Genomic DNA, 25,637 nt, shown 5'->3' with positions numbered 1-25,637 from the left:
GGCCTCAACTGAGTTCGAGCGTTACCTCGACAAGGCCGGGTTCGCTAGGATGACGCCTTATCGAGAAGCCAAACTCGCGGCACATGGCCAACATCCTCGTGTTCTCGGCGAGCATTATCCCTTCGATTCGTCCGATCCCATCGGCCCTCGCATAATCGACGATCTGGCTGAGCAATTCCCAGCCAAGACCATGACCCTGGAGATCTGTACGCACCAGCAAGGCGTATTCGGCGACGGTGTGGTCGGGATCGCAAGATATCCGGCTGATACCGGCCAGCGCGCCGGAGCTCGTATTCAGCGCAACGAAAGCCATGTTGCGACCGTAGTCTAGCTGGGTGAGCCGCTTCAGCATCTGGTCGGAGAAGCTTTTGCGGGGCGACAGAAAACGCAGGCGCAGATCATCGGGCGAAATCCTGGCAAGGAATTCGGGATAGAGCGAGATGTCGGCCGGCTTGATCGGACGGATATTGTAGTCGATGTCGCCCGCCGAAAACACCTTTTCCCAACCCGACGGATAGGGCCTTATGGCAAGTGCCGGGTTCGGCCCCGCCTCTTCCACCCGTTCCGGCTCGATCTCGATGCGGGCGTCGAGTGCAATCACACCCTCGGCGTCGGCCAGCAGCGGATTGATATCCACCGCAACGAGGCACGGAAAGTCGACGATCATCTGCGATAGGCCGTTGAGTGAAGCAATGATCGATTGCCGATCGGCCGGCTTGCGATCACGAAACCCGGCAAGAACGCGGCCGATCCGGGTTTGGTCGATTAGGTCACCGGCAAGAATGTCGTCGAGCGGCGGCAACGCGATCGCCGTGTCGTTCATCACTTCGACCGCGACGCCCCCGGCTCCAAAGAGGATGACTGGCCCGAAGATCGGGTCGCGGCTTATCCCGAGGATGAGTTCCTGCGCCTGTTTTCGCGCCACCATTGGCTGAACGGCATAGCCTTCAATGTCGGCTTGCGGTGCGTGCTTGCGCACGCGCGCCTCGATTGCGCGTGCCGCCTCCCCGGCGGCAACGGGGTCGGCGATGCCAAGCACCACCCCACCAATGTCCGACTTGTGCGTGATCGCCTTGGACAGGAGTTTGACGACGGCCTGCTCGGATGTCTTGAGGAACCGGCTGGCTGCCAGTTGCGCTTCGGCAGGAGATCTGGCGACGATCGTCTCGGGGACAGGGATGCCGTAGGCCGAGATTGCCGCCTTGGCTTCGGACTCGGTCAGCATACGCCGCCCTTCCCTGGCGACGGCCCTGAATATTGCAAGCGCGGCTTCCCGGTCGCTCGCGATGTCGCTGCGGCTCGACGGCGTGCGCATCAATGCCCGCTGGGCACGCGACCATTCGCTGAGATAAGAAACCGCCGTTGCGGCGTCCGCCGGCGTCTCGAAGCTGGCAAGACCAGCATCCTGAAGAACACGTCGCCCCTCGCGCGCCGTGTGTTCGCCGAGCCAGCAGGTCAGGACAGGTTTGCCGCTGATCTTGCCGCCCTGCGCGAGCACCGCCACGGCGCTTGCCGCGGCAAGCGGCGAGCCGAGCCCAGTCGGGCAGTTCATGACCAGGACGACGTCGGTGCCGGCATCGGCCATGATCGCCTCGATCGCGGCGGCATAGCGTTCTGGCGGGGCGTCCCCGATAATGTCGACCGGATTGGCGTGGGACCATGTACTCGGCAGGACGGCATCCAGACGAGTGATCGTTTCCGGCGATAGCTCGGCCAGGTGCCCGTTGCCTTCGACGAGTTGATCGACGGCAAGCACGCCGGCGCCGCCACCATTGGTGACTATGCCGACGCGGGCTCGTTCCAGCGGAACGAAACGGGCGGTCGTTTCAACCGCATCGAACAACTCGGTGAGACCTTTGACGCGCAGTATGCCAGCACGCAGCAATGCCGCATCGACGACGCGATCGGCGCCCGATAGCGCGCCGGTATGGGTCGCGGCTGCTTTGGCTGATTGCTCGTGCCGGCCCGACTTTATCGCAATCACCGGCTTTATGCGTGCCGCCGCACGCGCGGCCGAGATGAACTTGCGCGGATTGGGGATGGTTTCGAGATACATTACGATGGCGCGCGTGTGCATGTCGCCCGCCAGCATGTCGAGACAATCTCCCACGTCGACATCCGCCATGTCGCCCAGAGAGACGATCTGGGCGAAGCCGACATTGTTGTCCGCCGCCCAGTCTATCAGCGACGTCGCGATGGCGCCGGATTGCGACAGCAGCGCGATGCTGCCGGGTTTGGCGGCCATGTGCGCAAATCCAGCATTGAGCTTCAATGGCGGGATCATCAGCCCGACCGTGTTCGGCCCAATGATGCGGAAAACGGTGGGCTTGGCCGCATCGAGCATCGCCTGACGCAGGCCGTTTTCGTGCGTGAGCCCGGCGGTGATGACGATCGCCGCCCGCGTGCCCTTCTCTGCAAGGTCGCGCACTATGGCCGGAACTGTTCGGGGCGGCGTGACGATGACACCAAGGTCTGGAACGCCTGGAAGATCGGCCGCCTTGGCATAGGATTGCCGACCAGCCACTTGCGAATATTTCGGGTTGACCGGCCAGATCTCGCCCTCGAAGCCGCCGCTGACCATATTGTCGAAGACGACGCGGCCGACGGAGCCTTCGCGCACCGATGCGCCGAATACGGCGACCGACCTCGGGGCGAACGCATGTTCAAGATTTCGGATCGTCACCGGTGGGTCTCCCGTTCGCGGCGATAGTCGCCAATCGATCCTGCCCCTTCATTGCGCTGGATCAAAGCCTCGTCCGGTTCTCGCGATTAGCTGTTGCAAGAGGGTTCGAAGCGGTCGCTTGCGACGTAGCAGCCACTGCTGCGGTCAAGGATTGGAGAGTTAAGATGAGTTACTATTTCAGCAAGATCGTCGCCATGCCGTTCACAGCGGCAATCGACCACGTGAGCGACAAGCTCGCAAGCAAGGGGTTTGGCGTTCTGACCTCGATCAATGTTCAGCAGACCATGAAGGCCAAGCTTGGTGAAGATTTCAGGCCCTATGTGATCCTGGGCGCGTGCAATCCGCATTTCGCCTGGCGAGCCCTTCAGGCCGAAGACAAGATCGGAACCATGCTGCCCTGCAATGTCATCGTCACCGAGGTCGAACCAGGAAAGGTAGAAGTCGCGGCGGTGGATCCGGTCGCTTCAATGGGGGCCATCGCCAATCGCGAGCTTGCGCAGGTCGCGAACGTTGTGCGTCGCGTGCTCGAGGAGATGGTCCGCGAGCTCTAGCGCCAAAGGGGCCATCAAGGTTGAGGGACATCGGATGAGCGAGTCTGCTCTACGACGCGCATTGCTGGTCATCGCTATCCTGGGTCTCGCCGTCGGAGCCGGAGCCTGGCGAACGGGGCTCGGTCCCATCGAAGCCCACACGATCTGGACGGTGTCGACCTTGCCCGTGGTGGCGGCTCTCGCAATCTCCATTCTGCGCGATTTCTGGATCGGCCGCTTCGGCGTTGATGCGATTGCGCTGGTCTCGATGTCCGCCGCGCTGCTGCTCGGACAACCGCTTGCGGCAGTGGTGGTCGCTATCATGTATGCCGGTGGTACAGTCCTTGAGGATTTCGCTCGTGGCCGCGCGGAACGGAACCTCAAGGCGTTGACCGACCGATCGCCGCGTGTGGCCCATCGGACGACAACCCGAGGGACAGAGACAGTCCCCGTCGAAGATGTTGCTGTCGGGGACGAGCTTCTGGTCCGGGCCGGCGAATTGCTTCCCGTCGATGGTATATTGCTTGATCCTTCGGCCTCCCTCAACGAGTCCGCGGTGACCGGCGAGCCGCTGCCCGAGCGGCGGATAGCGGGCGACACGCTGCGCAGCGGCACCATCAATGCCGGCGAGACATTCAGCATGCAGGCTTCCGCCTTGGCAGACCAGAGCACCTATGCCGCGATCGTACGCATGGTCGCTGCAGCGCAGACGGCGAAATCCCCCTTCATTCGCATGGCCGACCGTTTCGCCCTGTTCCTGCTGCCTGCCACTCTGGTGGTTTCCGGCGCCGCCTGGTACATCTCCGGTGATCCAATCCGGGCGCTGGCCGTGCTGGTAGTCGCCACACCTTGCCCGCTCATCCTGGCTGCCCCTGTTGCCTTCATCGGCGGCGTCTCGCGTGCCGCGCGTGCAGGCATCCTGATGAAAGGCAGCGCGGCTCTGGAAGCGCTTGCGCAAGTCCGAACCGCGATCTTCGACAAGACGGGGACCTTGACCATCGGCGGCGCCGAGCTCATCGACATCGAAGCCGCACCCGGCTGTGAAGCGAACCAATCGCTGCAGCTGCTGGCATCCCTGGAACAGGCATCGCACCATGTGCTCGCCGACTCGATCATCCGGGCGGCGCGCGGCAGGCAGCTGATGCTTTCGCATCCGCATGATGTCAGCGAGCATCGCGGTGCAGGCCTCAACGGCCGGGTCGACACCATGTCGGTCGCGGCTGGATCGCGGGCTTTCGTGCTCGCCGACGAGCCGCTGCCCGGCTGGGCGAAAAGCGGCGAAGAAAAATACCGGGACGAGCCGGTGCTTAGGGTTTTTGTCGCCGTCGCTGGAGAGCTTGCTGGGATTTTCACCTTGGGCGATGCGTTGCGTCCTGATGCACGCGACGCGCTCGCCAATCTGCGCTCGGCTGGCATCACGCGCATGGTCATGCTTACAGGTGATGACAGTGCGGCAGCAAAGCGTGTTTCCTCCAGGCTTGATCTGGATGTCATCATCGCCGATGCCGTCCCTGCGGACAAGGTCACCACCGTCGAGGCCGAGAAAGCAACAGCGCCCACAATGATGGTTGGCGATGGCATCAACGATGCACCTGCCCTTGCCGCCGCAACGGTCGGTATCGCCATGGGCGCCCGTGGTGCGACCGCCTCCTCCGAGGCGGCCGACGTCATCGTGCTGACCGACAGGCTGCAGCCGGTTGCGGACGCGGTTCGGATTGCACGGCGAACGCGATCGATCGCCTTGCAGAGCATCATCGCCGGGCTGGCGTTGTCCGGGCTGGCAATGATCGCGGCGGCCATGGGGCAGATCACGCCGGTTGCCGGAGCGCTGCTTCAGGAGGGGATTGACGTCGCGGTTATCCTGAACGCCTTGCGCACGCTTGGCGATGGGCATCTGTGGCGCGCATAGTGGTTGAGAACAAAATCGGTGAATGGCGATGGCACAGCAAAATCTGGTGGTTTGCAGCAAATGCGGTGGGGTCAACCGCCTGCCGCCAGCCCGCAATGCCAGTGAGGCGAAATGCGGAAAGTGCGGGACCGCGCTGTTTTCGGGTCACCCGGAAGATGTCGACGCCGCGCGTTTCGATCATCAGATCGCGCGCAGCAGTCTGCCCGTTGTCGTCGACGTCTGGGCACCCTGGTGCGGCCCCTGCAAGATGATGGCGCCAGCCTATGAAGCGGCGGCAAGTGAACTGGAGCCGCATGTTCGTCTGATCAAACTCAACTCCGACAATGAGCAGGCTGTCGCGGCCAGGCTCGGCATCCGTGGCATTCCGACCATGATCCTGTTCCATGGCGGGCGCGAGATCGCGCGCACATCCGGCGCAATGACGGCAGGCCAAATCGTCAGGTGGGTTCGTGACCGCCTGCCGCCAACGGTCACCGCCTGAAGTCGTCGCGCCAATGGATCCGATCATCGCCCGGCTTGGGCTGGCGCTCGCAATAGGTCTTCTTGTCGGCTTGGAGCGTGGTTGGCAGGAGCGGGACGCGCCCGATCGCAGTCGCACAGCTGGCATCCGGACATTCGGCATATCTGGCCTGCTGGGTGGCGTGCTCGCTGCACTCGCCAACGCACTCGGCGCTGTATCCGTGCTGGTCGGCGGGTTCATCGCCTTTGCGACAATCTTTGCCTGGTACAAGGCACGCGAGGCTGCCCATGACGAGGACTTCAGCGTCACCAGCGTGATCGCGGGCCTGGGGGTGTTTGCCCTTGGCGCGCTTTCCGTCGCCGGCGATTATCGTGCTGCAGCCGCCGGTGGCGCGGCATTGGCGGTAATCCTGGCCAGCCGCGAGGTCCTGCACGGTCTTTTGAAGCGACTGACCTGGGTCGAACTGCGTTCGGCGCTGGTCCTTGCGGTGATGACGGCGATCGTCTTGCCCTTGCTGCCAAACCGCACGATCGACCCGTGGGCCGGTTTCAATCCCTGGGAAGTCTGGTTCCTGACGGTGCTGATGGCCTCGATTTCGTTCGCCGGATACGTGGCTGTTCGCATTCTGGGAAATACACGCGGTCTGCTGGTCAGTTCGCTCACCGGTGCAATCGTCTCTTCCACAGCAGTGACCTTGGCGCTTGCCCGCAATGCCGCGTCGGCAAGCAATCCGCTGCCGCTCGCCGGGGCGGCGTCCCTGGCAGCAATGGTTTCGGTGCTCCGCGTCTGCGCCGTGGTTCTGATCGTCGAGCCAAGTGTGCTCGCATCGGTCGTGATTCCGGCGATTACCGCAGCGCTTGCCTTCGCTGTCTGCGGCGCATTGCTGCTGGCTCGTGACAGCGGGAACGGTAAAGGCAGCGCGATCGCGCGCAATCCATTCGAACTGGGCCCCTTGCTGCTCTTCGCCTTGCTCTTTGCCATCGTCGCGACCGCAAGTGCCGGGCTGGCCGTTCAATTCGGTGGGCGCGGTCTGCTGGCGAGTTCGGCGCTGGCCGGCGCATTCGATGTCGATGTCTCGGTGCTTGGCGCGCTGCGCCTGGTCAAGCATTCCGTGTCCGTCGAGACCGTGGGCCAGGCCGTGCTCGCGGCGCTCGCAGCAAACGCGATCGGTCGCCTGTCGCTCGCAGTATTTGCTGGTCCGATCACGTTCTGGTTGCCACTGGCCGTCACAACACTGATAGCCGCGGCCATGGGTATCTGCGCCCTGTTGTTGCTCGGTCCTGGATAGAAGTGCTGTGCTCGCGCTTTTTTTGATACGGATCAAGAGCTAGGTCCCGCCACCGCTCTATGAAACTCCGTAGAAGGAGTTCGCCATGACCAGTGTGAAGGACCTCACCCCGAAATTCCGCAACGTCCGGCTGCTGCTCGCCCGTGAGAAAGGTCATCCGGAAGGCGACCGCGAAGAGGGCTATGACGTGCTCGCTCCGTTGACCGGCGAAGGCCGGATCGATGCGCAAGAGTGGAAATCGCACAAGGCCTCGTGCCGCGTTCGCCGATTTCGCACTGGCGAGGAGGATCTGGTCGGTCGGCTGAGGCGCAAGCCCGGCGGACATTGGTTCTTCGACTATGCCGACGGCGACCGCGACGACGAGATCGGCTTTCGTCTCGGCGACGAACGGTTCGTGACCGGCGAGTATGTGTCGATCGAGCGCAACGGCGCCATGCACACGTACCAGGTGGCGAGGGTCGAGCGGCCCTGACGCGGCGACGCAAGGCTCCCCTGGAGTAGACCATGTCGCGACGCATCTTGATTGTGGTCGGCCATCCCGATCCGTCCCCGGACCGGCTCTGCCGCGGTCTCGCCAGGGCCTATGGCGAGGGCGCGGAGAAGGCGGGGCACGCCGTCCGCCGGGTCGACCTGGCGGCGATCGATTTCCCGATGCTGCGGACAATGCAGGAGTTCGAGCACGGTTCAATTCCCGATGAACTGAAGGACGCAGCCGAAGCGATCGTCTGGGCGGAGCACATTGTCTTTGTTTTTCCGCTGTGGCTTGGGACCATGCCGGCCATGCTCAAGGCATTTCTGGAACAGGTCATGCGGCCGGGGACGGCCTTTGCCTATCCGGACAAGGGCGGCAGCTTTACCAAGACACTGCTTCGCGGCCGCTCCGCGCGCGTTGTGGTGACGATGGGTATGCCTTCCGTTCTTTACCGGCTATGGTTCCTGGGACACGGCATCGCCGGCATGAAGCGAAGCATCCTGCATTTTGTCGGTATCAGTCCGGTGCGCGAGACGTTGTTCGGCATGGTCGCCGGCGCCAGCGATGCGACCCGCGCGAAGTGGATCAGCCAGATCCGAAATCTTGGCGAGCGGGCCAGATAATCCTCAACCGCCAATCACGGTACCAGGACGGCGGCGCCGCTCAATCTGCCTTGCCTCAGATCGTCCAGTGCCTGATTGGCCTGTTCCAGTGAGTAGACCTTGGTGTGGGTGCGTGCCTGCGCACGCTTGGCAATGGGGAAAAACTCTTCGGCATCGCGGCGCGTCAGGTTTGCCACCGACACCAGTTCGCGCTCTTCCCAGAGCAACTCGTAGGCCATCGCCTGAATGTCACTCATAGGGATGCCGCCGCAAACCACCCGGCCGCCCTTGCGGACGGCACCAAGCGCGATCGGCACCAAGTCACCCACAGGAGCAAAGATGATCGCGGCATCGAGTTGCCCGGGCGGAAGTTGATCCGAACCGCCCGCCCAGGTCGCTCCAAGCGAGCGCGCGAAATCCTGTGCTTGCTCGTCACCGGGCCGGGTGACAGCGAAAATCTCACGGCCTTGCCAGATCGCGATCTGAGCGACGATGTGCGCGGCGGCGCCGAAGCCGTAAATCCCGAGCCGCTTGCCGTCGCCGGCCTTCTTCAGGCATCGCCAGCCGATCAGGCCGGCGCAAAGCAAGGGTGCCAGCGATACGGGGTCGGCATCCCGGTCCAGATCGAAGGCGAATTGCGCGTCGGCAATGACATGGCTGGCAAAGCCGCCATCGCGCGTGTAGCCCGTGAAATCTGGCTGATCGCAAAGATTTTCATGTCCTGTGGCGCAGTAGGGACAACGCCCGCAAGTATGCCCAAGCCATGGCACACCGACTCTCTGCCCGATCCTGGAAGGCGCCACCCCCTTGCCCACGGCATCGACGATGCCGACGATTTCGTGACCGGGAACGAGCGGCAATTTTGGGTGATGCAGATCGCCATCTATGACGTGAGATCGGTCCGACAGATAGCGCATGCCTCGACCTTCAACCTGATCTCACCCATCCCCGGTAAGGGGTCGAATCTTCGACCAGTTTCAAGGGAGTGCCTATGCTTTCGAGCACCATTGCTCTTATGACGCGCTCCATGTTGCCCCGCAAACAAACGAAGCCGATTACGATCAACTCCTCCGCTATTCCCGGCACCAGGCGATGGGATGCGATCCGGGCAACCTTTCGAAAACGGCGACAAGTCGCAGGCTCCTAGCGCTGCTCTGTTTTGGGGGTTCATGGACCGACGGTGAACTCGGTCCACATGCCGGCGCCAAAATGACCTGGCACGTTGCAGATAAGCAGGTATTTTCCAGCCTTCAGGTCGACGGTCAATGTGCCCGATTTGCCGGGATCGAGCTCCGAAACCTCGCCCTTGTCGCCCGCCTTGTCTTCGTCGACCCGGTTCTCGGCCTCAACATAGGGAAGCGGCTTGCCGGGATCGGCAAGGTACATCACGATCATTTCGTGAACGGTGTCCTTGGAGTCATTCTTCACTTTGAATGTGACCTCCCCGGCCTTCACGGCTCCGGGGGACGCCTTGATGCCCATGGTGGCCTTCGAGAGATCGCGTCCTGGCGTTGCATAAGCAAGAGCCATCGGCATCTCCGTACTCGCGCCCTTGTCCGAAAGCGAGACCTGAACAAGCTCGGCAGTCCGCGCAACGCCCGCACTGCTTGCCATCAGCATTGCGGCCGCAAGCCCGAGCGCCACTCTCCTCGATATGGTTTCCACGGTATTCCTCTTTCAGGACGGCAGCAGAAGCGCTCTACATCCTGGCGGTCATCATGCTCGCAGCACACCCGCGGTCGTTGCGCCAGATCAAACCGACCGATGCGAGCCCGATCTGCGGCCCGACCAAACTGTCAGCCAGTTGTCAGGTTGAAGTGGTTATTTCGGAACCAATGACGGCGAAAAGGCCGTCTGACAGACCGATCGAAATCCACCCGCAGGCGCAAAATCGGCGCCCAACTCCCGAATGGAGCCATCATGTATCGCACACTCGTCCTCGCCGCTCTCGCTGGCATGATTGCAGGACCGGCGCTCGCCGCCGGCGACAGCTGCAGCACCGCCCCGAAATCACAGTTCAAGCCCAAGGCAACGCTCGAGGCGCAATTGACCGGCCAAGGCCTCACCGTGCGCCAGATCAAGGTCGAGAAGGGTTGCTACGAAGTCTACGCGGTCGACAAGGCCGGCAAGAAAGTCAACCTGGCCTACAATGCCGAAACCCTTGAAAAGCTCGACAATGCCGAAGCCGGCGAAAACTGATCTGCGTGTTTCAGCCACTGCGGACGTGCAGCCATCTTCGCAGATGGTGCGCGTCTGGGACCTGGTCGTACGGAGTTTCCACTGGGCGCTGGTGCTCAGCTTCGTAACGGCCTGGTTCACCTCCCATTCCTCCGAGGTCTTGCACCATTTGGCAGGTTACGCCGCCGCCGCCCTGGTCGTGATGCGGCTCCTGTGGGGCGTTGTGGGCACGCCCTATGCGCGGTTCACTCAATTCGTGCGAGACCCGGCGACGGTGCTGCGCTATCTCTCTGCAATACCGAGCGGTCGCGAAGCCCGCTACATCGGCCACAACCCGGCCGGCGGCGCAATGGTGGTCGCGCTGATGGCTGCGATGGGGTCAACCGCACTGACCGGCTGGCTGATGACTACGGACGCCTATTTCGGCGTGTCGCGGGTTGAAACGGCGCACAGCCTGAGCGCGCACGGCTTACTTGTGCTGGTCCTCTTCCATATAGGCGGCGTCGCGCTGGCAAGCTTTCGCCATCGCGAAAACCTGGTACGGGCCATGATCACCGGGCGAAAACGCAAAGCCGAGTCGGCGGACATCGCCTGACGACCTGCCAATGGGCCAAATTCGATTTGCGCCCCGGCCGATATCGGGGGCGCGTGTCGGTCGCTCCTTGTTCAACATGGCCCTGGAAGCGCGCGATGCGACATGGGCGGAGCGGATAATATAAGAGCAGGCATTGGTGCGGCGACCCAGAAACCGGAACACCAACGCCACTCTTTTTATTCAGCAACCGCTTATTGACCCGCATCAAAGCTGCCGGTCCTGCCTTCCTGTTTATTGCCTCCCATCAGAGCTTTCAAAAGTGGGGAGAGCATCATGACTACGGCTGATTTCAACATCCCGGTTCCGCAAGTCGGTACCTTGGCGCCTGCGAAACTTCGATTGGGGTCGTTGACCGCCTTGGTCATCGGCTCGATGGTCGGGTCCGGCGTCTTCAGCCTGCCGCAGAACATGGCGGCAGGCGCTGGTCCCCTCGCAATTCTGATTGGCTGGGGTATCACCGCGTTCGGCATGCTGGCGCTGGTCTTCGTCTATCAATCGCTTGCGACCCGCAAGCCCGAGCTCGACGCCGGTCCCTATGCTTACGCCAAGGCCGGCTTTGGTCCCTTCATCGGCTTTAACAGCGCCTGGGGCTACTGGATCAGTGCCTGGGTCGGCAACGTCTCCTATGCTGTGATCGTGTTCAGCGCCCTGTCCTATTTCTTTCCGGCCTTCGGTGACGGAAACACCTGGCAGGCGGTGCTCGGCGCATCGGTCCTGCTGTGGCTGATCCACATCCTGGTTCTCGCCGGCATCCGGCAGGCCGCGGTCGTCAACCTCATAGTCACCGCGGCAAAGATCGCTCCGATCGTCCTGTTCGTTGGCGTTGTTGCCGTTGCCTTCAAGCTTCAGGTCTGGTCCCTCGACTTTACCGGTCTCGGCAACGCCAGTCTCGGCTCGATCACCGCACAGGTGAAGAGCACGATGCTGGTGACGTTGTGGGTGTTTATCGGCATCGAGGGCGCCAGCGTCTTTTCTGGCCGTGCGGAGCGCCGCAAGGACATCGCCACCGCGACGGTTCTTGGCTTCTTCACATGCCTCGCGCTCTACGCCCTGGTGTCGCTGCTGTCACTCGGCGTCCTCAGTCAACCCGAACTCGCCGGCCTGAAGAACCCCTCCATGGCCGGTGTGCTAGAAGCCGTTGTCGGCCCGTGGGGCGCTAGCCTCATCAACATCGCGCTCGTGGTGTCGGTGGTCGGCGCCTTCCTGAGCTGGACGCTGCTTGCGGCTGAAATTCCGCATGTCGCCGCCAAGGACGGCACAATGCCGAAGTTCTTCGGCTGGGAGAGCGAACGCGGTGTGCCATCGACCTCGCTGCTGATCACCAACCTGCTCGTCCAGGCATTCCTGGTGATCACGCTCTTCGCCCAAAGCACCTATCAAGCGCTGTTCTACATCGCGTCGGCCGCGATCCTGGTTCCCTACATTTTTTCCGGAGCTTACGCAGCCAAGCTCGCGCTGACCGACGAGAGTTACGGGAATGGCGAGCAGCGCGTCGGGGCTCTTTTTGCCGGATTGCTGGCCACGGTCTACGGACTGTGGCTCGTCTATGCGGCGGGACCCGCCTACCTGTTCATGTGCGCGATCCTCTATGCGCCCGGCATCATCTTCTACATCTGGGCGCGCCGCGAAACCAACCAGCGTGTGTTCCACCCTGCCGAAGCAGCGCTCGCCGCAGCTCTCGTCGCCGTCGCCATCCTCGCCGTTTACGAGATGTGGACCGGCGCCGTCAGCCCGCTTTGAAGGGATCGGTTCGATGACAAGCCTGGGTGTTCACTCCGAAGTCGGCCGTCTGCGCGAGGTTATGGTCCATCGTCCGGACCTCAGCCTGCGCAGGCTGACGCCGGAGAACTGCAAGGCGCTGCTTTTCGATGACGTGCTATGGGTCAAGCGCGCCCGCCAGGAGCACGATGTCTTCGTCGATGCATTGCGTGAACGCGGCGTCGTGGTCCATTCCTTCGGAGAGCTCCTGGCTGAGACGATGAGCCTGGCCAAGGCCCGCGAGTGGCTTCTCGACCGCAGGGTCCACCCCGGGGTCGTCGGTCTCGACATGGTCAATGAGCTGCGCGGATGGCTCGATGATATGCCGTCGGCGCAGCTTTCGTCCTTCCTCGTCGGCGGGGTTGCCAGGGCGGAGCTTCCTTTCGAACCCAAAGGTCTGACCGGGAGGACGCTCGCCCCCCAAGATTTCGTGCTGCCGCCGCTTCCGAACCAGCTGTTCACCCGCGACAGTTCCTGCTGGATCTACGGCTCAGTCTCGGTCAATTCCATGTACTGGGCTGCGCGGCGCCCTGAAGCCGCCAACGTCGAGGCCGTCTACCGCTTCCATCCTCGCTTTCGCGACAGCGGCATACCTTTCGTGTCGCCGGACCTAGGCACAGGCACGAGCCTCGAAGGCGGCGACGTTATGCCGATCGGTGGCGGGACTGTTCTCGTCGGCATGGGGGAGCGCACCACGCCGCAAGCCGTTGGCGACCTGGCCCGCAAGCTGTTCGCAGCCGGTGAGGCAACACGCGTGATTGCCGCCTTGATGCCACGCGACCGCAGTTTCATGCATCTCGACACCGTCTTCACCTTCTGCGATCGCGATCTTGTGACCTTGTATCCACCGGTGGTCGACCGCTTGCGCTCCTTCTCGCTGCGGCCGGGCGATGGCGAGGCGGCGGTCGAGGTCACGGATGAGGCAAAACCATTCACGGCTGTCATTGCCGAAGCGCTTGGGCTGAAAACGCTCCGAATCATCGCCACCGGTGGCGACCGCTACGAGGCCGAACGCGAACAATGGGATGATGGCAACAATGTCGTTGCGGTCGAACCCGGCGTGGTGGTCGGTTATGACCGCAACGTCTACACCAACACGCTTCTGCGCCGCGCGGGCATCGAAGTGATCACCGTCGAGGGGGCTGAACTCAGCCGCGGCCGCGGCGGTGGCCATTGCATGACCTGTCCGGTGGTCCGCGACGCAATCTGACGTGAAAGGAATTCTGGATGTCGACCAATCTTCACGGCCGCTCCGTCCTGACGCTGGACGATCTCACCGCCGATGAAATCCGCTTTCTTCTTAAGCTTGCCGCGGACCTCAAGGCGGCCAAACTCGCCGGGCATGAGATCCCGCGTCTGGTCAGGAAAAACATCGCACTGATCTTCGAGAAGGACTCGACTCGCACGCGCACAGGGTTCGAAGTCGCGGCCTACGACCAGGGCGCACACGTGACTTACTTTGGTCCCAGCGGCAGCCATATTGGCCACAAGGAATCGATGAAGGACACGGCGCGCGTGCTCGGTCGCATGTACGATGCGATCGAATATCGCGGCTTTGGCCAGCACCAGGCGGAATTGCTTGCCGCGCATGCCGGCGTGCCCGTCTACAACGGCCTCACCAACGAGGCGCATCCAACACAGATCCTCGCCGACCTCATGACCATGCGCGAATACACGCACAAGCATCTTTCGGACATGACCGTCACCTTCGTCGGCGAAGGGCGCGACAACGTCGCGCTGTCGCTGGCACTAGGCGCAGCCAAGGTCGGTATCGACATGCGCATCGCCTCGCCAAGGGAGCTCTGGCCGGATGAGGTATTTTGCGGCCATGTCGGAGAGCTCGCAGCACAAAGCGGCGGCCGCTTCCGGCTCGACGAGAATGTGACGGGTTGCGTCCAGGATGCCGATTTCATTTACACCGACGTGTGGATGTCAATGGGCGAGGACAAATCCGGCTGGGCCGAGCGTATTCGTCTTTTGACACCCTACCGCGTGACCGGCGAGGTAATGGCTGCCGCCGGCAACCCCCACGTCAAATTCATGCATTGCCTGCCGGCGTTCCATGACACGGATACCGAGATCGGTGCCTTCGTTGCGAAGGAATATGGCATCGATTGCATGGAGGTCACCCACCAGGTGTTCGAGTCTGCTGCCTCCATCGTTTTTGATCAGGCCGAAAATCGCATGCATACAATCAAGGCGCTCCTCGTCGCCACGATCGGTAACTGAGATGCTGATCGTCGTTGCACTTGGCGGAAACGCGCTACTGCGACGCGGCGAACCGATGACGGCCGAAAACCAGCGCGCCAACATCGTGCGCGCTGCCGCTGTGTTGGCGAAGCTGGTCAACACAGGGCACTCGATTGTCGTCACGCACGGCAACGGTCCGCAGGTGGGACTGTTGGCCCTGCAGGCAGCGACAACTGCGGACGGTCGCACATTTCCACTCGACGTGCTTGGCGCCGAGAGCGCGGGGATGATCGGCTACGTCATTGAGCAGGAGCTCTGCAACCTCCTTAAGGAGAGGCTTTTTGCGACGCTGCTGACGCAGGTGAGGGTCGATCCGCAGGATCCGGCCTTCGCTCATCCAACGAAGCCTATCGGCCCTGTCTACGATGAGACAACCGCACGCAGGCTTGCCAGCGAGCGCGATTGGCAGATCGCGCCAGATGGCGACAAGTGGCGCCGCGTCGTGCCTTCGCCCAGGCCCCTGGCAATCCTGGAAGCATCGGTAATCGCGTTCCTGGTCGAGCGCGGCGTGATCGTCATCTGCACCGGTGGCGGCGGTGTTCCTGTGATAGCAAGGGAGGACGGCAGTCTTTGCGGTGTGGAGGCAGTCATCGATAAGGACCTGGCAAGCGCACTTCTCGCCCGACAGCTGAGAGCCGACATGCTGCTCATGCTGACCGATGTCGACGCCGTTTATGAAGGCTACGGCACGCCGGGCGCTCGCGCGCTTCGTCAAGTGCGGTCAACGGAAATATCAGGGCGGAATTTTGCAGTGGGATCGATGGGGCCAAAGATCGAAGCTGCGGTCGAATTCGCGCAAGCGACTGGCAATCCTTCAGCGATAGGCCAACTCAAGGACGCCGTTGAAATCGTCAAAGGCGAGCGAGGCACCCTGTTCGCCCCCTGAGCCGTCCGGCCTTCAAGGCCTTCGAGCATTTTTCCAGCCGGGTTGCTCGCTGAGATCCCAGTACCTCTAAAATTCATCGTCATGCGCATCGCTTGATCGCCGTCAAGGCAAGCCGCGTCGCACGTTAGGTTGCTCCTGGAAACGCGAACGGGGCGCCGGCGGATGAGCTACAAATCCATTCGCTTGAACGTGGACATTGACGGTCCGATCGAGCCCATTGCCAGGGTAGGTATCGACCTCGCCCGGTTGATAGGCTTTTTGCGCGGCCGAAGCTCCGCTGCCGGTGACAATGGCTCCGGAAGGCGCCGAGCTGGCCGCGCAGTTTGTGGGAGCAGTCGATGGCGAGCGCAGTGCCGAGCACCGCGCCCGCATCTGCGCCGGCAAGATCATAGGCGAGAAGCCCGAGCGCGACAGTGGCGAGGCCGGTGCCGATGAGCGCGATGACCTGCGCCATGAACAGATGCCGATAGGTGCGATCGGCGAGAACTTCCAGCATGATTATCTTCTCGGGATGCTTGGGCGGCGTAAGGTGCCACGCCAGTAGTAGGATCAGTGTTTGTGGCCTTCCGGCTCAACCATCTTGAACGGCAGGACCTGTTGCTTGCCCTTTGAGGTCAGGATCAGCCTCGCCTCGAACTCGTGCGGCTCGGCGGGGGCGACGCTGCTTTCACGACGGTGGTGATTGCCGGCGACAGGCCCGAGCGAAAGCGTCTCGGGATCTTCGGACCGGTCGATGATCACGGTCGCCCCTAGATCGTCGGCATGGCTGTCGATGGTGAGACGGAAGCGCTCGCCAGCGGGCGTATCGACGATTTCGAGCGTTCCCGTTGCCAGGTCGCTGACGACCTTGAAAGGCTCCGGCGCATGATCGGCGTGGGCCGAACCGCCCGCCACGGATCCGACTTCGCCTTCCAGACGGATGTTCGCCTCCGAGAGCGCCGGCAGGTGGTCGAACAGCTCCCCTCTCAAAGCCTCCGCGATGCCGACCACATCCTTTGCGCTCGCTGTCTCGGCCACCTTGATGGCGATATCGGCGTGCAGCCTGTGGCCTATCCAGCGCGCCCGCACCTGGGCGACCCGTTGGATGCCCCCCACATGTTCAGCCGCATGATGGATTTCCTCGACGATGCCCGGCTCGACGCCATCCAGCATGCGTGTCAGCACCGCCTTTGAGGACTGCCAGACGATGGCGAGGATAGCCACAGTGATCAAAAGGCCGATGATCGGGTCCGCGAGCGGGAAGCCTAGCCAGACGCCGGCCGCGCCAAGCACCACCGCAAGGCTGGTGAAGCCATCGGTGCGGGCGTGATAGCCGTCGGCGATCAGGGCCGCGCTGTTTATCTCGCGGCCGACGCGGATGCGGAATACCGCGACAGCCTCATTGCCCAGGAAACCGACCAGGCCGGCGGCGGCAACCCAGCCGAGGAAGCTGATGGCTTGGGGATGGATCAACCTGTCGATCGCCTCATAGCCGGCGACGATGGCACTGAAGAGGATAATCAGGACGATGATGATGCCGGCCAGATCCTCGACCCGGCCAAGGCCGTAGGTGAAGGTCCGTCGAAACCCCTCTCCCAACAAATGTCGTCCACTGTTGTCCACCCGCCATTTCGCCAGTTGCTGCCATTCGTGTCGACCGCAGCCTTGCCGTTCCGACATAAGGCTATCGAGCATATCGGAGATCACGCTCCGCTAAGCGGCGATCAGCAGGAAAGCGATCGTGACCAGACCGGCCTTCGAAGTCCAAAATCCGCCTGCCTCGGCCTTCGGTTCTGGTTCGGACCCGGTCGGGGGATCGAACATGCGGTGCACGTTGTTGGTGTTCATGGGGTGGGTTCCTTATTTGTCAGCGATTGTCGTTGCGGGAGCTTTCGAGCCCATAGACGATGAGGCTGACGGCCCAGACCAGTCGCGGGCGAAGAGTGGCCACCTAAAGTCGGAGCCGATTGTGAAGTTGACCGCCGACATCAAGCCGATGGACGACGCTCCTCCGATCAGAACGCCGGCCACCGCGATCGCATGGCGCGCGCGTAACGCGGTGATTGCCAGCGCAACCAGGAGAACGCCGGGGGCGAGGGCGTAGCCGCCGAGCATCCGGAAACCTGGGTGAGCCACACGGAGGTCGAACGGATCCTGCAAACGCTCTACGGCATCTTGCGAACCCGAGGCCAGAACGGCCAAGACAAGGTGACGGCGGCGGCGTCAAAACGCCTCCTAAACCGGCGGATTTGTACCCAACCATCTCGTAGGCAAGGTTAGCGCGGCTTGGTGAAACCCGCAGGGTCAGCACCAATGGCGCGGTCAGGCTTTTAACCACCCTCTCCAGAAATGCTTCAGGAACTCAAGGCAGACCAGCACTGCGGCTCCTGCCGCCAGCGTCATCGAGAGGTCGTCAAGGTGCAGCGGTCCGAACTGGAAGAGACCACTGGCGAATGGCCAGAGAAGTGTCCCGCCCAGCGCTGCAGCAACCACCACGACGACAAGAGCAAGCGATCGATTGGGCCGGAACAACGCAATCAGCAGCGAGTCGCCGAACGTACGGTTGACGAAGATCAGGCCGACGATCGAGAGGACCAGCGAAAAAAACGTCAAGGCGCGAATTTCGTTCTCCGGCATTCCCCAGTGGAAGGCAAAAAGGAAGATGCTTGCGACAAGTGCGAACGCCAGCAGGCCCTGCACAACGCTCCAGGCTATGAGCGAGCGCGAAAAGAGCGATGCTTGCGGATCTCGTGGAGGGCGATTCATGACGTCATCTTCCTCGGTCTCGGCTTCAAAGACCAAGGAACACACCGGATCGATCACCATTTCCAGAAAGGCTATGTGCATCGGTCCGAACAGAATGGGCAGGCCAAACAGCAGAGGAAGAAGGGCCAGCCCAGCGATCGGCACATGCACGGCAAGAATGAAGCCCATGGCCTTGCGCAAATTGTCGTAGATGCGGCGGCCCAGCCGTATGGCTTTGACGATCGACCCGAAGTCGTCGTCGAGAAGGACAATGGATGAAGCCTCGCGCGCGACGTCGGTGCCGCGACCTCCCATGGCAATGCCGATGTTGGCCGCTTTCAGCGAGGGGGCGTCGTTGACGCCGTCTCCTGTCATGCCGACGATCTCGCCATTGGCCTTCAACGCTCTGACGATCGCCAGTTTCTGCTCGGGCGTGATCCGCGCGAACACTGTGGCGGTCTTGACGCGCGCGCAAAGTGCCGCATCGTCCATTGTCTTGAGCGTTTCACCGGTCACGACGTCGTTGAAATCGAGCCCAGCCTGACTGGCTATTGCTCTGGCGGTCGCCGGATAATCCCCCGTGATCATGACCACTCTGATTCCAGCGGACCGGCAGTTGTTCACGGCATCCGGAACCTCCGGGCGGAGGGGGTCAGCCAGCCCGACGAGGCCCATGAACTCGAAATCGAAGCCTGTCTGCCTTTCTGGCAGTTCACCAGCACAATGACTGGCTCGGGCCACCCCGAGGACGCGCAGTCCTTCGGTCGCCATGGCGTCCACGGAAGCCTTGATCGAAGCGAAGCGCTCCGCGCTCAGACGACAGAGTGCCGCTATGGCCTCCGGCGAGCCCTTGGCGGCGACCAGACAGTCGCTGCCGTCAGCCGGTGATCGCCAAGCATTCGACATGGCCAGCAGCTCGGGACGCAACCCATAGGCGCGGACAAGTTTCCGATCAACACTGTCCAGATCCTTGCGACTGGGTGATCGCTCCTGCGAAAGGGTGTGAAATGCCTTTTCCATCGGATCAAAAGGAATTTCGGCGCTGGCGAGCACACCAAGCTCGACCAGCTCGCCAAAGGCCGCCGGCATCCCGGCATTCATGTTGTCCGGTAACCGGAACCGTTTGCCGTCAGGCGTTCTCAGCTCCGCGATTGTCATGCGGTTTTCGGTCAACGTTCCGGTCTTGTCGGTGCAGAGAACTGTCGCCGAGCCAAGCGTTTCGATCGCCGCCGCACGACGGGTGAGCACGCGCGCCTGCGAGATGCGCCAGGCGCCCATGGCCATGAAGATGGTCAACACCATCGGGAATTCCTCGGGCAGCATCGACATGCCCAGCGCGATGCCAGCAAGGACCGCGTCGAGCCACCCGCCCCGCAAAACGCCATAAAGCACGACCGCCAGAACGCTGACCGCACCACCGACCAGTGCGAAGATGCCGACAAGACGTTTCGTCTGTCGCTGCAAGCGGGGTGCTTCGGTCTCCATAATGCTGAGCGATTGGCCGATCGCACCGATTTGGCTCAGCGGCCCGGTTGCCAGAACTTCGCCAATGCCCGAACCGCGCACCACGAGTGATCCGGAAAATGCGAAAGGCAGGTCGTCGCCGCCTGGGCGGCGTTCGGCTGGCGGGTCGCCATCCTTGGCTGCAAACTTGCGCACCGGAACCGACTCACCGGTCAGCAGCGATTCATCGGTCTGGAGATCCAGGCTTTGGATCAGCAAGACGTCGGCCGGCACCCGATCGCCCTCGCCCAGCACCACCAGATCGCCGCGCACGACCTCGCGCCCTGCAATGCGCCTACGTTCACCGTCGCGTATCACCAGGGCACGCGGGCTTGTCAGGTCGCGCAACGCCTCCAGAACGCGTTCTGTCCGCGCTTCCTGTACGATGGTTATCCCCACCGACAAGGTGGCAAAAGCAGCCAGGATCAACGCCTCATGCAGATCCCCAAGCAGCAGGTAAACGGCACCTCCGCCCAACAGAAGGGCCAGCATCGGTTCGCGCACGACTTCGAAGGCAATCCGCAGCGGCGTCCGCCGGTTCGATCTGGGCAGTTCGTTGAAACCATTGAGGGCGAGCCTGGCTTGTGCCTCGACCTCGCTGAGACCAGACAAAGCGATAGTGGGTCGGGTGGATTGGGACATTTGGGTGTTTCCCTCGTTCCCAACATCTTTAATCAGGTGAATAGAGCGGGCCTTGACCTACCGCAAAGGCTATCGTTCAAATGCCGAACGGACACCCGGTTCTGGATGGCCATTCGCCGATGCAACGGGCCAGCCTGAACGGATTAGGTGGTTTCCCTTAGGGACATAACCGAATTTCGCGATCTGCGGATTCGCGCGATTGCTGTGTTACGGATCAACCGGGAACACAGCCATGTACGCTCAACAGATCGCCAAGATTGAACTGCCAACGCAGCCGAGCCCTTTCGCTCTCCTCGATGGGGCTATGGCGCAACCGGTCAGCTTCTTCCCGGCTGGCACGGAGATCTACGCCCAAGGCGAAAAGGCAGGACCCCTTTACCAGGTCGAATTCGGCGCGGTGCGTGTCTACCGGCTGCTCGCCGACGGCCGCCGGCAGATCAGCGCCTTCCACATGGCCGGAGAGACTTTCGGCTTCGAGGCCGAGGCCACCCATCATTTCTTCGCCGAGGCCATCAACGCGACCGGTATCCGCGTTGTCCGGATCGCTGCGGCCGCGGACATGTCCCGCCAGTTGCTGCCGCTTGCGCTCAAGGGCTTGATCAGAGCTCAGGAACATCTGCTGGTCCTTGGCCGCCAGAACGCCATCGAACGGGTCGCAGCGTTCCTAGTCGACATGACGGAACGGCAGGGCGGCTTGCGCCAGGTCGACTTGCCGATGTCGCGACTGGATATTGGCGACTATCTCGGCCTCACCATCGAGACGGTGTCGCGGGTCTTCACCCGACTGAAGGACAAAGGCGTCATTCGCCTGCTCGGTTTGCGCAGCATCGAAATCCTCAAGCAGGACGTGCTTTTGGACATGGGTGAATAACCCACCCTCGCCGCTGCGACGACGCCAGACAACACCCAAGGATTTGAGACGATGAACAAGACGCTCACCACCCACACGGGATTCTGTTTCCAAGTGCGCGGCGCGCGCCCCGAGGACGAGCCGGCACTGGCTGAGTTTTTCACCCATGTGACCCCTGAAGATCTGCGCTTCCGCTTTCTCGGCGCCGTGCGGGAAGTTTCGCACGAACGGCTGGTGGCAATGACGCGGTCCGATGATGCGCACATCCATAATTTTCTTGCATTCGCACCAGACGGAATGCTGATCGCGGTGGCGACACTGGCCAGCGATCCGGCCGACCGGCGTGGCGAGGTCGCTGTCTGCATTCGCGATGACCGCAAGCAACTGGGCGTCAGCTGGGAATTGCTCGCCCACATTGCGCGCTACGCGGATGAGCTCGGTCTCGAAACCATCGAGTCGATCGAACACCGGGAAAACCGTGCGGCAATCGAGCTTGAGCGCGAGATGGGCTTCACCGTCACGACGGATCCGGATGACGCAACCCTCGTGCTGGTGCAACGCAAGCGAGGGGCCAAGTTGCCGAAGTAGCTGGGCACGCGGTTCCAGCGGCAGACAGACCGCTCAGAATGCCAGCGTCTCGCGGGCAACGGCCTGTTCCTCACCGGCCGGAATGACGAGAATGTCGACGCGCGAATTTGGCGCGCTGACACTCTCCGCACCTTTCTGGTTCAAATGCTCATCGAGCTCGACGCCAAGCCACGCAGCTGCTTCGCAGATCCTGTGCCGGATCAGTGGCGCGTGTTCGCCGATGCCAGCGGTGAACACCAGCGTGTCGAGCCCGCCAAGCGCGGCGGCAAGCGAGCCGATTTCACGTCCGACACGATAAACAAATAGGTCGACGGCTTGAACGGCCGAAGGCTCTTTTGCGCCCAGCAGAACCTGCATGTCTCCAGAAATGCCGGAGACGCCCAGCAGGCCCGAACGTTCGTAGAGAAGGCTGGCCAGGTCTTCGCTCGACAGCCTCCTCTCCTGCAGCAAATACAGGATGACGCCCGGGTCCAGCACGCCGCAGCGGGTGCTCATGACGAGGCCGTCAAGCGTCGAGAACCCCATCGTCGTGGCGACACTGCGTCCAGCCTTCATCGCGCAGAGGCTGGCGCCGCTGCCGAGATGGGCGACGATCACCCGACCGCCGGCGGCCGCACCGTAGCGCTCGCGCAGCTTCGCAGCGATATGGCTGTAGGACAGGCCGTGAAAACCATAGGAAACGATGCCCGCCTCGGTCATCGCGCGCGGCAGCCCGTAGATCTTGACAAGTGCTGGCCGGCTCGCATGAAACGCAGTGTCGAAGCATCCGACCTGACGCGCCCGCGGGAGGAGCTCTGCAGCCCGGGCAACGATCTCGAGATTGATCCTTTGATGGATGGGCGCCAGCGGCTCCAGCAGCTGTAGTGCCTCGAGCGCGTCCGTGTCGAGCAGCGTCGCTTGGGTGAAGTCGCGCCCGCCATGGACGATCCTATGCCCGACCCTGTTGATGCGGCCAAGAAGGTTGCGATCGGCGAGCAGCGCAGCGACCGTTGAGAAGGCTTTGGCAACATCGATCGATTTTTCGCCCAGGCTGATGTCGATCTCGGGGGATCCGGCCGCGGCCGCGACGTGCAGGCGCGGATGCCGTGCGAGCGACGAAATACTGCCGCGCAGCAGCTCGGAAAGCTCGGCGCTTGCCTCGAACACCGCGAATTTCAAGCTCGATGACCCGCTGTTCAGGACAAGGAACGCATCACTCATGAAGCCGTCCGCATTCTCGGCCCGGTGGTGCGCCGAAACCCGCTCGTCGGCTTATTGGGCAAGTCTGGCGCCGCATCCATGCCCTGCTCCCATTTCCAGCCAAGGATCTCCGGCATATCCTGACCATGAGCACGGATATAGGCCCGATGCTCAATCAGTTTGCCTTCCATCTCCTGCACCTGCCCGATATTGGCGCCCTTGCCCTTTGGCAGCCGCTCAAGGACGCTCTGGACGAGATGGTATCGATCCAGGCCATTGAGCACCGTCATGTCGAATGGCGTTGTCGTCGTGCCTTCCTCATTGTAGCCGCGCACATGGATGTTGTCGTGATTGGTGCGCCGGTAAGTCAGGCGATGGATGGTCCAGGGATAGCCGTGATAGGCGAAGATCACCGGCTTTTCCGAGGTAAACAGGGCGTCGAATTCACGGTCCGACAACCCATGGGGGTGATGCTCCTTGGGTTGCAGGGTCATCAGGTCGACGACATTCACCACCCTGATCTTGAGTTCGGGAATGGCATACCTGAGGATCTGCACGGCCGCCAGCGTTTCGAGCGTCGGGACGTCGCCGGCGCAAGCCATCACGACGTCAGGATCCTCGCCATTGTCGGTCGAAGCCCAGTCCCAGATGCCGATACCCGTCCCGCAATGAACGATGGCCTTGTCCATTGAAAGCCACTGCCACGATGGCGGCTTGCCGGCGACGATCACGTTGATGCGGTTCCATGTCTGCAGCACGTGATCGGTCACGCACAGCAAGGTGTTGGCATCCGGCGGCAGGTAGACCCGCACAATATCGGCTTTCTTGTTGAGAGCGACATCGATGAAGCCTGGATCCTGATGGCTGAAGCCATTGTGCTCCTGGTGCCAGACATGGCTCGACAGCAGATAGTTCAGCGACGCCACCGGCCGACGCCACGGAATGTCGCGGCAGGCATCCAGCCATTTGGCATGCTGATTGAACATGGAATCGACAATGTGAATGAACGCCTCGTAGCAGGAAAACAAGCCGTGCCGCCCGGTGAGCAGGTAGCCTTCGAGCCAACCCTGGCATGTGTGTTCCGAGAGAATCTCCAGGACCCTGCCGTCGCGGCCAAGATGAACGTCTTCGGGCAGGATCGTTTCCATCCAGGCGCGCTCGGTGACCTCGAACACGTCCTGAAGCCGGTTCGAGGCCGTCTCATCGGGACCGACGATGCGGAAGTTCTGCGCCGCCTCGTTCAGCTCCATGACGGCGCGCAGGAACTTGCCCATCGCCCGTGTCGATTCGGTCTTCACCGCGCCCGGTCGTTCGATCGCAACCGCGTGGTCGTGCACTAGGGGCAGGACGAGGGACTTGCGCAGCAGGCCGCCATTGGCATGCGGGTTGGCACCCATGCGCCATGTGCCCTCAGGGGCGGAAGCGCGGATCGCTTCAATAGGGGCGCCGGCTGCATCGAACAGTTCTTCGGGCCGGTAGCTTCTCAGCCAGTCCTCGAGCAGCTTGAGATGCGCCGGGTTTTCCGCAAGGCCCGACAAGGGAACCTGGTGCGAGCGCCAGAAGCTCTCGGTCTTCAGTCCATCGACCTCCTTCGGTCCGGTCCAGCCTTTGGGGCTGCGCAGCACGATCATCGGCCATCTTGGTCGCGAAGTCCCTGTTGCGGAACCGCTCCGCGCGGTCTGCTGGATCGCACGGATCCGGTCGAACGCATCGTCGAGCACGCTCGCCATGCGCTCATGCATCAGCGCCGGCTCGTGCCCCTCGACGAACAGCGGTTCATAGCCATAGCCGACGAACAGCGAGCGCAATTCGTCTTCTGGGATACGGGCCAGAATGGTCGGATTGGCGATTTTGTAGCCGTTCAGATGCAGGATCGGCAGAACCGCTCCATCGCGCTCAGGATTCAGAAACTTGTTGGAATGCCATGCGGTGGCCATCGGCCCGGTCTCGGCCTCTCCGTCGCCGACGACGCAGGCGACCACGAGATCGGGATTGTCGAAGGCCGCGCCATAGGCATGAGAAAGCGCGTAGCCCAGTTCGCCGCCCTCATGGATCGAGCCCGGCACGTCGGGCGCCGCGTGGCTCGGTATGCCGCCCGGAAAGGAGAACTGGCGGAAAAGTTTGCGCATCCCCTGCTCATCCATCGATATGTCGGGATTGAGCTCACTGTAGCTGCCCTCAAGATAGCTGTTCGCCACCATTGCCGGTCCGCCGTGACCAGGTCCGCAGACATAGATCACATTCGCGTCACTGAGCCTGATCATGCGATTGAGGTGGGCGTAGATGAAACTCAGCCCCGGCGACGTTCCCCAATGGCCGAGCAGGCGTGGCTTGACGTGCTCCAGCCGCAACGGTTCGCGCAGCAGTGGATTGTCGAGCAGGTAGATCTGGCCGATCGTGAGATAGTTGGCGGCACGCCAATAGGCATGGATGTCGTACGCCTCGCGGTTGGACAGGACACCACTGGAGGCTGGATTTGTCGTGTGCTCGGTCATGTCTGGCTCCGTTGTTGGCGACAGTCTTGAGTCTTGCGATTTCGA

General features: G+C 62.2%; 21 protein-coding genes and 2 pseudogenes. 14 read left to right on the top strand and 9 right to left on the bottom strand.

What is annotated here, in order from left to right:
- Positions 1 to 4: 4 nt before the first annotated feature.
- The gene (locus FJ946_RS19785) at positions 5 to 2,683 is read right to left on the bottom strand and encodes a bifunctional acetate--CoA ligase family protein/GNAT family N-acetyltransferase (RefSeq protein WP_140565800.1); all 2,679 of its coding nucleotides are present in this window, start codon (positions 2,681 to 2,683) and stop codon (positions 5 to 7) included.
- 164 nt (positions 2,684 to 2,847) lie between these two features.
- On the opposite strand from FJ946_RS19785, the gene FJ946_RS19780 reads away from it, so the two are divergent.
- The 6 genes from FJ946_RS19780 to FJ946_RS19755 all read left to right on the top strand — a co-directional run bounded on the left by FJ946_RS19780 (position 2,848) and on the right by FJ946_RS19755 (position 7,965).
- Positions 2,848 to 3,234, top strand: coding sequence for a DUF302 domain-containing protein (locus FJ946_RS19780; protein ID WP_140523416.1), 387 nt, complete (start codon positions 2,848 to 2,850; stop codon positions 3,232 to 3,234).
- A gap of 34 nt (positions 3,235 to 3,268) precedes the next feature.
- Positions 3,269 to 5,122 (top strand): heavy metal translocating P-type ATPase, encoded by a 1,854-nt coding sequence (locus FJ946_RS19775; protein ID WP_140522925.1) that lies wholly within the window; start codon positions 3,269 to 3,271, stop codon positions 5,120 to 5,122.
- A 28-nt stretch (positions 5,123 to 5,150) separates the two neighbouring features.
- Positions 5,151 to 5,603: a thioredoxin TrxC gene (gene trxC / locus FJ946_RS19770; RefSeq protein WP_140522927.1), complete on the top strand. Its 453-nt coding sequence runs from the start codon at positions 5,151 to 5,153 to the stop codon at positions 5,601 to 5,603.
- Between the two features lie 13 nt (positions 5,604 to 5,616).
- Positions 5,617 to 6,870, top strand: coding sequence for an MgtC/SapB family protein (locus FJ946_RS19765; protein WP_140522929.1), 1,254 nt, complete (start codon positions 5,617 to 5,619; stop codon positions 6,868 to 6,870).
- 85 nt (positions 6,871 to 6,955) lie between these two features.
- A complete protein-coding gene (locus FJ946_RS19760; RefSeq protein WP_140522931.1) occupies positions 6,956 to 7,342 on the top strand; it encodes a hypothetical protein in 387 nt (128 codons plus the stop codon).
- A gap of 32 nt (positions 7,343 to 7,374) precedes the next feature.
- Positions 7,375 to 7,965, top strand: coding sequence for an NAD(P)H-dependent oxidoreductase (locus tag FJ946_RS19755; protein ID WP_140522933.1), 591 nt, complete (start codon positions 7,375 to 7,377; stop codon positions 7,963 to 7,965).
- A gap of 14 nt (positions 7,966 to 7,979) precedes the next feature.
- Here FJ946_RS19755 and FJ946_RS19750 read toward each other — a convergent pair.
- Both FJ946_RS19750 and FJ946_RS19745 read right to left on the bottom strand, forming a co-directional pair.
- Positions 7,980 to 8,961 (bottom strand): annotated as a pseudogene (locus tag FJ946_RS19750) (zinc-dependent alcohol dehydrogenase family protein).
- Between the two features lie 150 nt (positions 8,962 to 9,111).
- Positions 9,112 to 9,588 carry a plastocyanin/azurin family copper-binding protein gene (locus FJ946_RS19745; protein ID WP_224656351.1) on the bottom strand — a complete coding sequence of 159 codons (477 nt, stop codon included), beginning with the start codon at positions 9,586 to 9,588 and terminating at the stop codon, positions 9,112 to 9,114.
- Positions 9,589 to 9,864: 276 nt separating this feature from the next.
- Here FJ946_RS19745 and FJ946_RS19740 point away from each other — a divergent pair, with 276 nt between their 5' ends.
- The 6 genes from FJ946_RS19740 (at position 9,865) to arcC (ending at position 15,611) form a co-directional block, all read left to right on the top strand.
- Complete coding sequence (locus FJ946_RS19740) at positions 9,865 to 10,143, top strand: PepSY domain-containing protein (RefSeq protein WP_140522935.1); 279 nt, start codon at positions 9,865 to 9,867, stop codon at positions 10,141 to 10,143.
- Positions 10,121 to 10,717: a cytochrome b/b6 domain-containing protein gene (locus tag FJ946_RS19735; protein ID WP_318013168.1), complete on the top strand. Its 597-nt coding sequence runs from the start codon at positions 10,121 to 10,123 to the stop codon at positions 10,715 to 10,717. Before FJ946_RS19740 ends, FJ946_RS19735 begins: the two co-directional genes overlap by 23 nt.
- A gap of 273 nt (positions 10,718 to 10,990) precedes the next feature.
- Positions 10,991 to 12,457 carry an arginine-ornithine antiporter gene (gene arcD, locus FJ946_RS19730; protein WP_140522937.1) on the top strand — a complete coding sequence of 489 codons (1,467 nt, stop codon included), beginning with the start codon at positions 10,991 to 10,993 and terminating at the stop codon, positions 12,455 to 12,457.
- Positions 12,458 to 12,470: 13 nt separating this feature from the next.
- Positions 12,471 to 13,685: an arginine deiminase gene (locus FJ946_RS19725; protein ID WP_140522939.1), complete on the top strand. Its 1,215-nt coding sequence runs from the start codon at positions 12,471 to 12,473 to the stop codon at positions 13,683 to 13,685.
- Positions 13,686 to 13,702: 17 nt separating this feature from the next.
- Complete coding sequence (gene argF / locus FJ946_RS19720; protein ID WP_140522941.1) at positions 13,703 to 14,704, top strand: ornithine carbamoyltransferase; 1,002 nt, start codon at positions 13,703 to 13,705, stop codon at positions 14,702 to 14,704.
- 1 nt (position 14,705) lies between these two features.
- Complete coding sequence (arcC, locus tag FJ946_RS19715; RefSeq protein ID WP_140522943.1) at positions 14,706 to 15,611, top strand: carbamate kinase; 906 nt, start codon at positions 14,706 to 14,708, stop codon at positions 15,609 to 15,611.
- A gap of 337 nt (positions 15,612 to 15,948) precedes the next feature.
- Here arcC and FJ946_RS19710 read toward each other — a convergent pair.
- From FJ946_RS19710 to FJ946_RS19700, 4 genes and pseudogenes are all read right to left on the bottom strand, one after another.
- Positions 15,949 to 16,107: pseudogene (locus FJ946_RS19710) on the bottom strand (MFS transporter); the annotation flags it as partial.
- 53 nt (positions 16,108 to 16,160) lie between these two features.
- Positions 16,161 to 17,285, bottom strand: coding sequence for a cation diffusion facilitator family transporter (locus FJ946_RS19705; protein ID WP_224680307.1), 1,125 nt, complete (start codon positions 17,283 to 17,285; stop codon positions 16,161 to 16,163).
- Positions 17,286 to 17,303: 18 nt separating this feature from the next.
- Positions 17,304 to 17,438: a hypothetical protein gene (locus FJ946_RS31470; RefSeq protein ID WP_263483449.1), complete on the bottom strand. Its 135-nt coding sequence runs from the start codon at positions 17,436 to 17,438 to the stop codon at positions 17,304 to 17,306.
- A 474-nt stretch (positions 17,439 to 17,912) separates the two neighbouring features.
- A complete protein-coding gene (locus FJ946_RS19700; RefSeq protein WP_140565802.1) occupies positions 17,913 to 20,480 on the bottom strand; it encodes a cation-translocating P-type ATPase in 2,568 nt (855 codons plus the stop codon).
- Between the two features lie 232 nt (positions 20,481 to 20,712).
- Here FJ946_RS19700 and FJ946_RS19695 point away from each other — a divergent pair, with 232 nt between their 5' ends.
- Positions 20,713 to 21,351: a helix-turn-helix domain-containing protein gene (locus FJ946_RS19695; protein ID WP_140522947.1), complete on the top strand. Its 639-nt coding sequence runs from the start codon at positions 20,713 to 20,715 to the stop codon at positions 21,349 to 21,351.
- Positions 21,352 to 21,402: 51 nt separating this feature from the next.
- Entirely contained in the window at positions 21,403 to 21,918 is a 516-nt protein-coding gene (locus FJ946_RS19690) for a GNAT family N-acetyltransferase (RefSeq protein WP_140522950.1), read from the top strand.
- 33 nt (positions 21,919 to 21,951) lie between these two features.
- Here FJ946_RS19690 and FJ946_RS19685 read toward each other — a convergent pair whose 3' ends face one another.
- The gene (locus FJ946_RS19685; protein WP_140522952.1) at positions 21,952 to 23,118 is read right to left on the bottom strand and encodes an acetate/propionate family kinase; all 1,167 of its coding nucleotides are present in this window, start codon (positions 23,116 to 23,118) and stop codon (positions 21,952 to 21,954) included.
- Complete coding sequence (locus tag FJ946_RS19680) at positions 23,115 to 25,592, bottom strand: phosphoketolase family protein (RefSeq protein ID WP_140522954.1); 2,478 nt, start codon at positions 25,590 to 25,592, stop codon at positions 23,115 to 23,117. Before FJ946_RS19680 ends, FJ946_RS19685 begins: the two co-directional genes overlap by 4 nt.
- Positions 25,593 to 25,637 lie beyond the last annotated feature (45 nt).

The sequence above is a fragment of the Mesorhizobium sp. B2-4-7 genome (genome assembly GCF_006442685.1).
In the GTDB taxonomy this organism is placed as follows: Bacteria; Pseudomonadota; Alphaproteobacteria; order Rhizobiales; family Rhizobiaceae; genus Mesorhizobium.
This window is presented reverse-complemented; position numbering and strand designations above follow the sequence as displayed.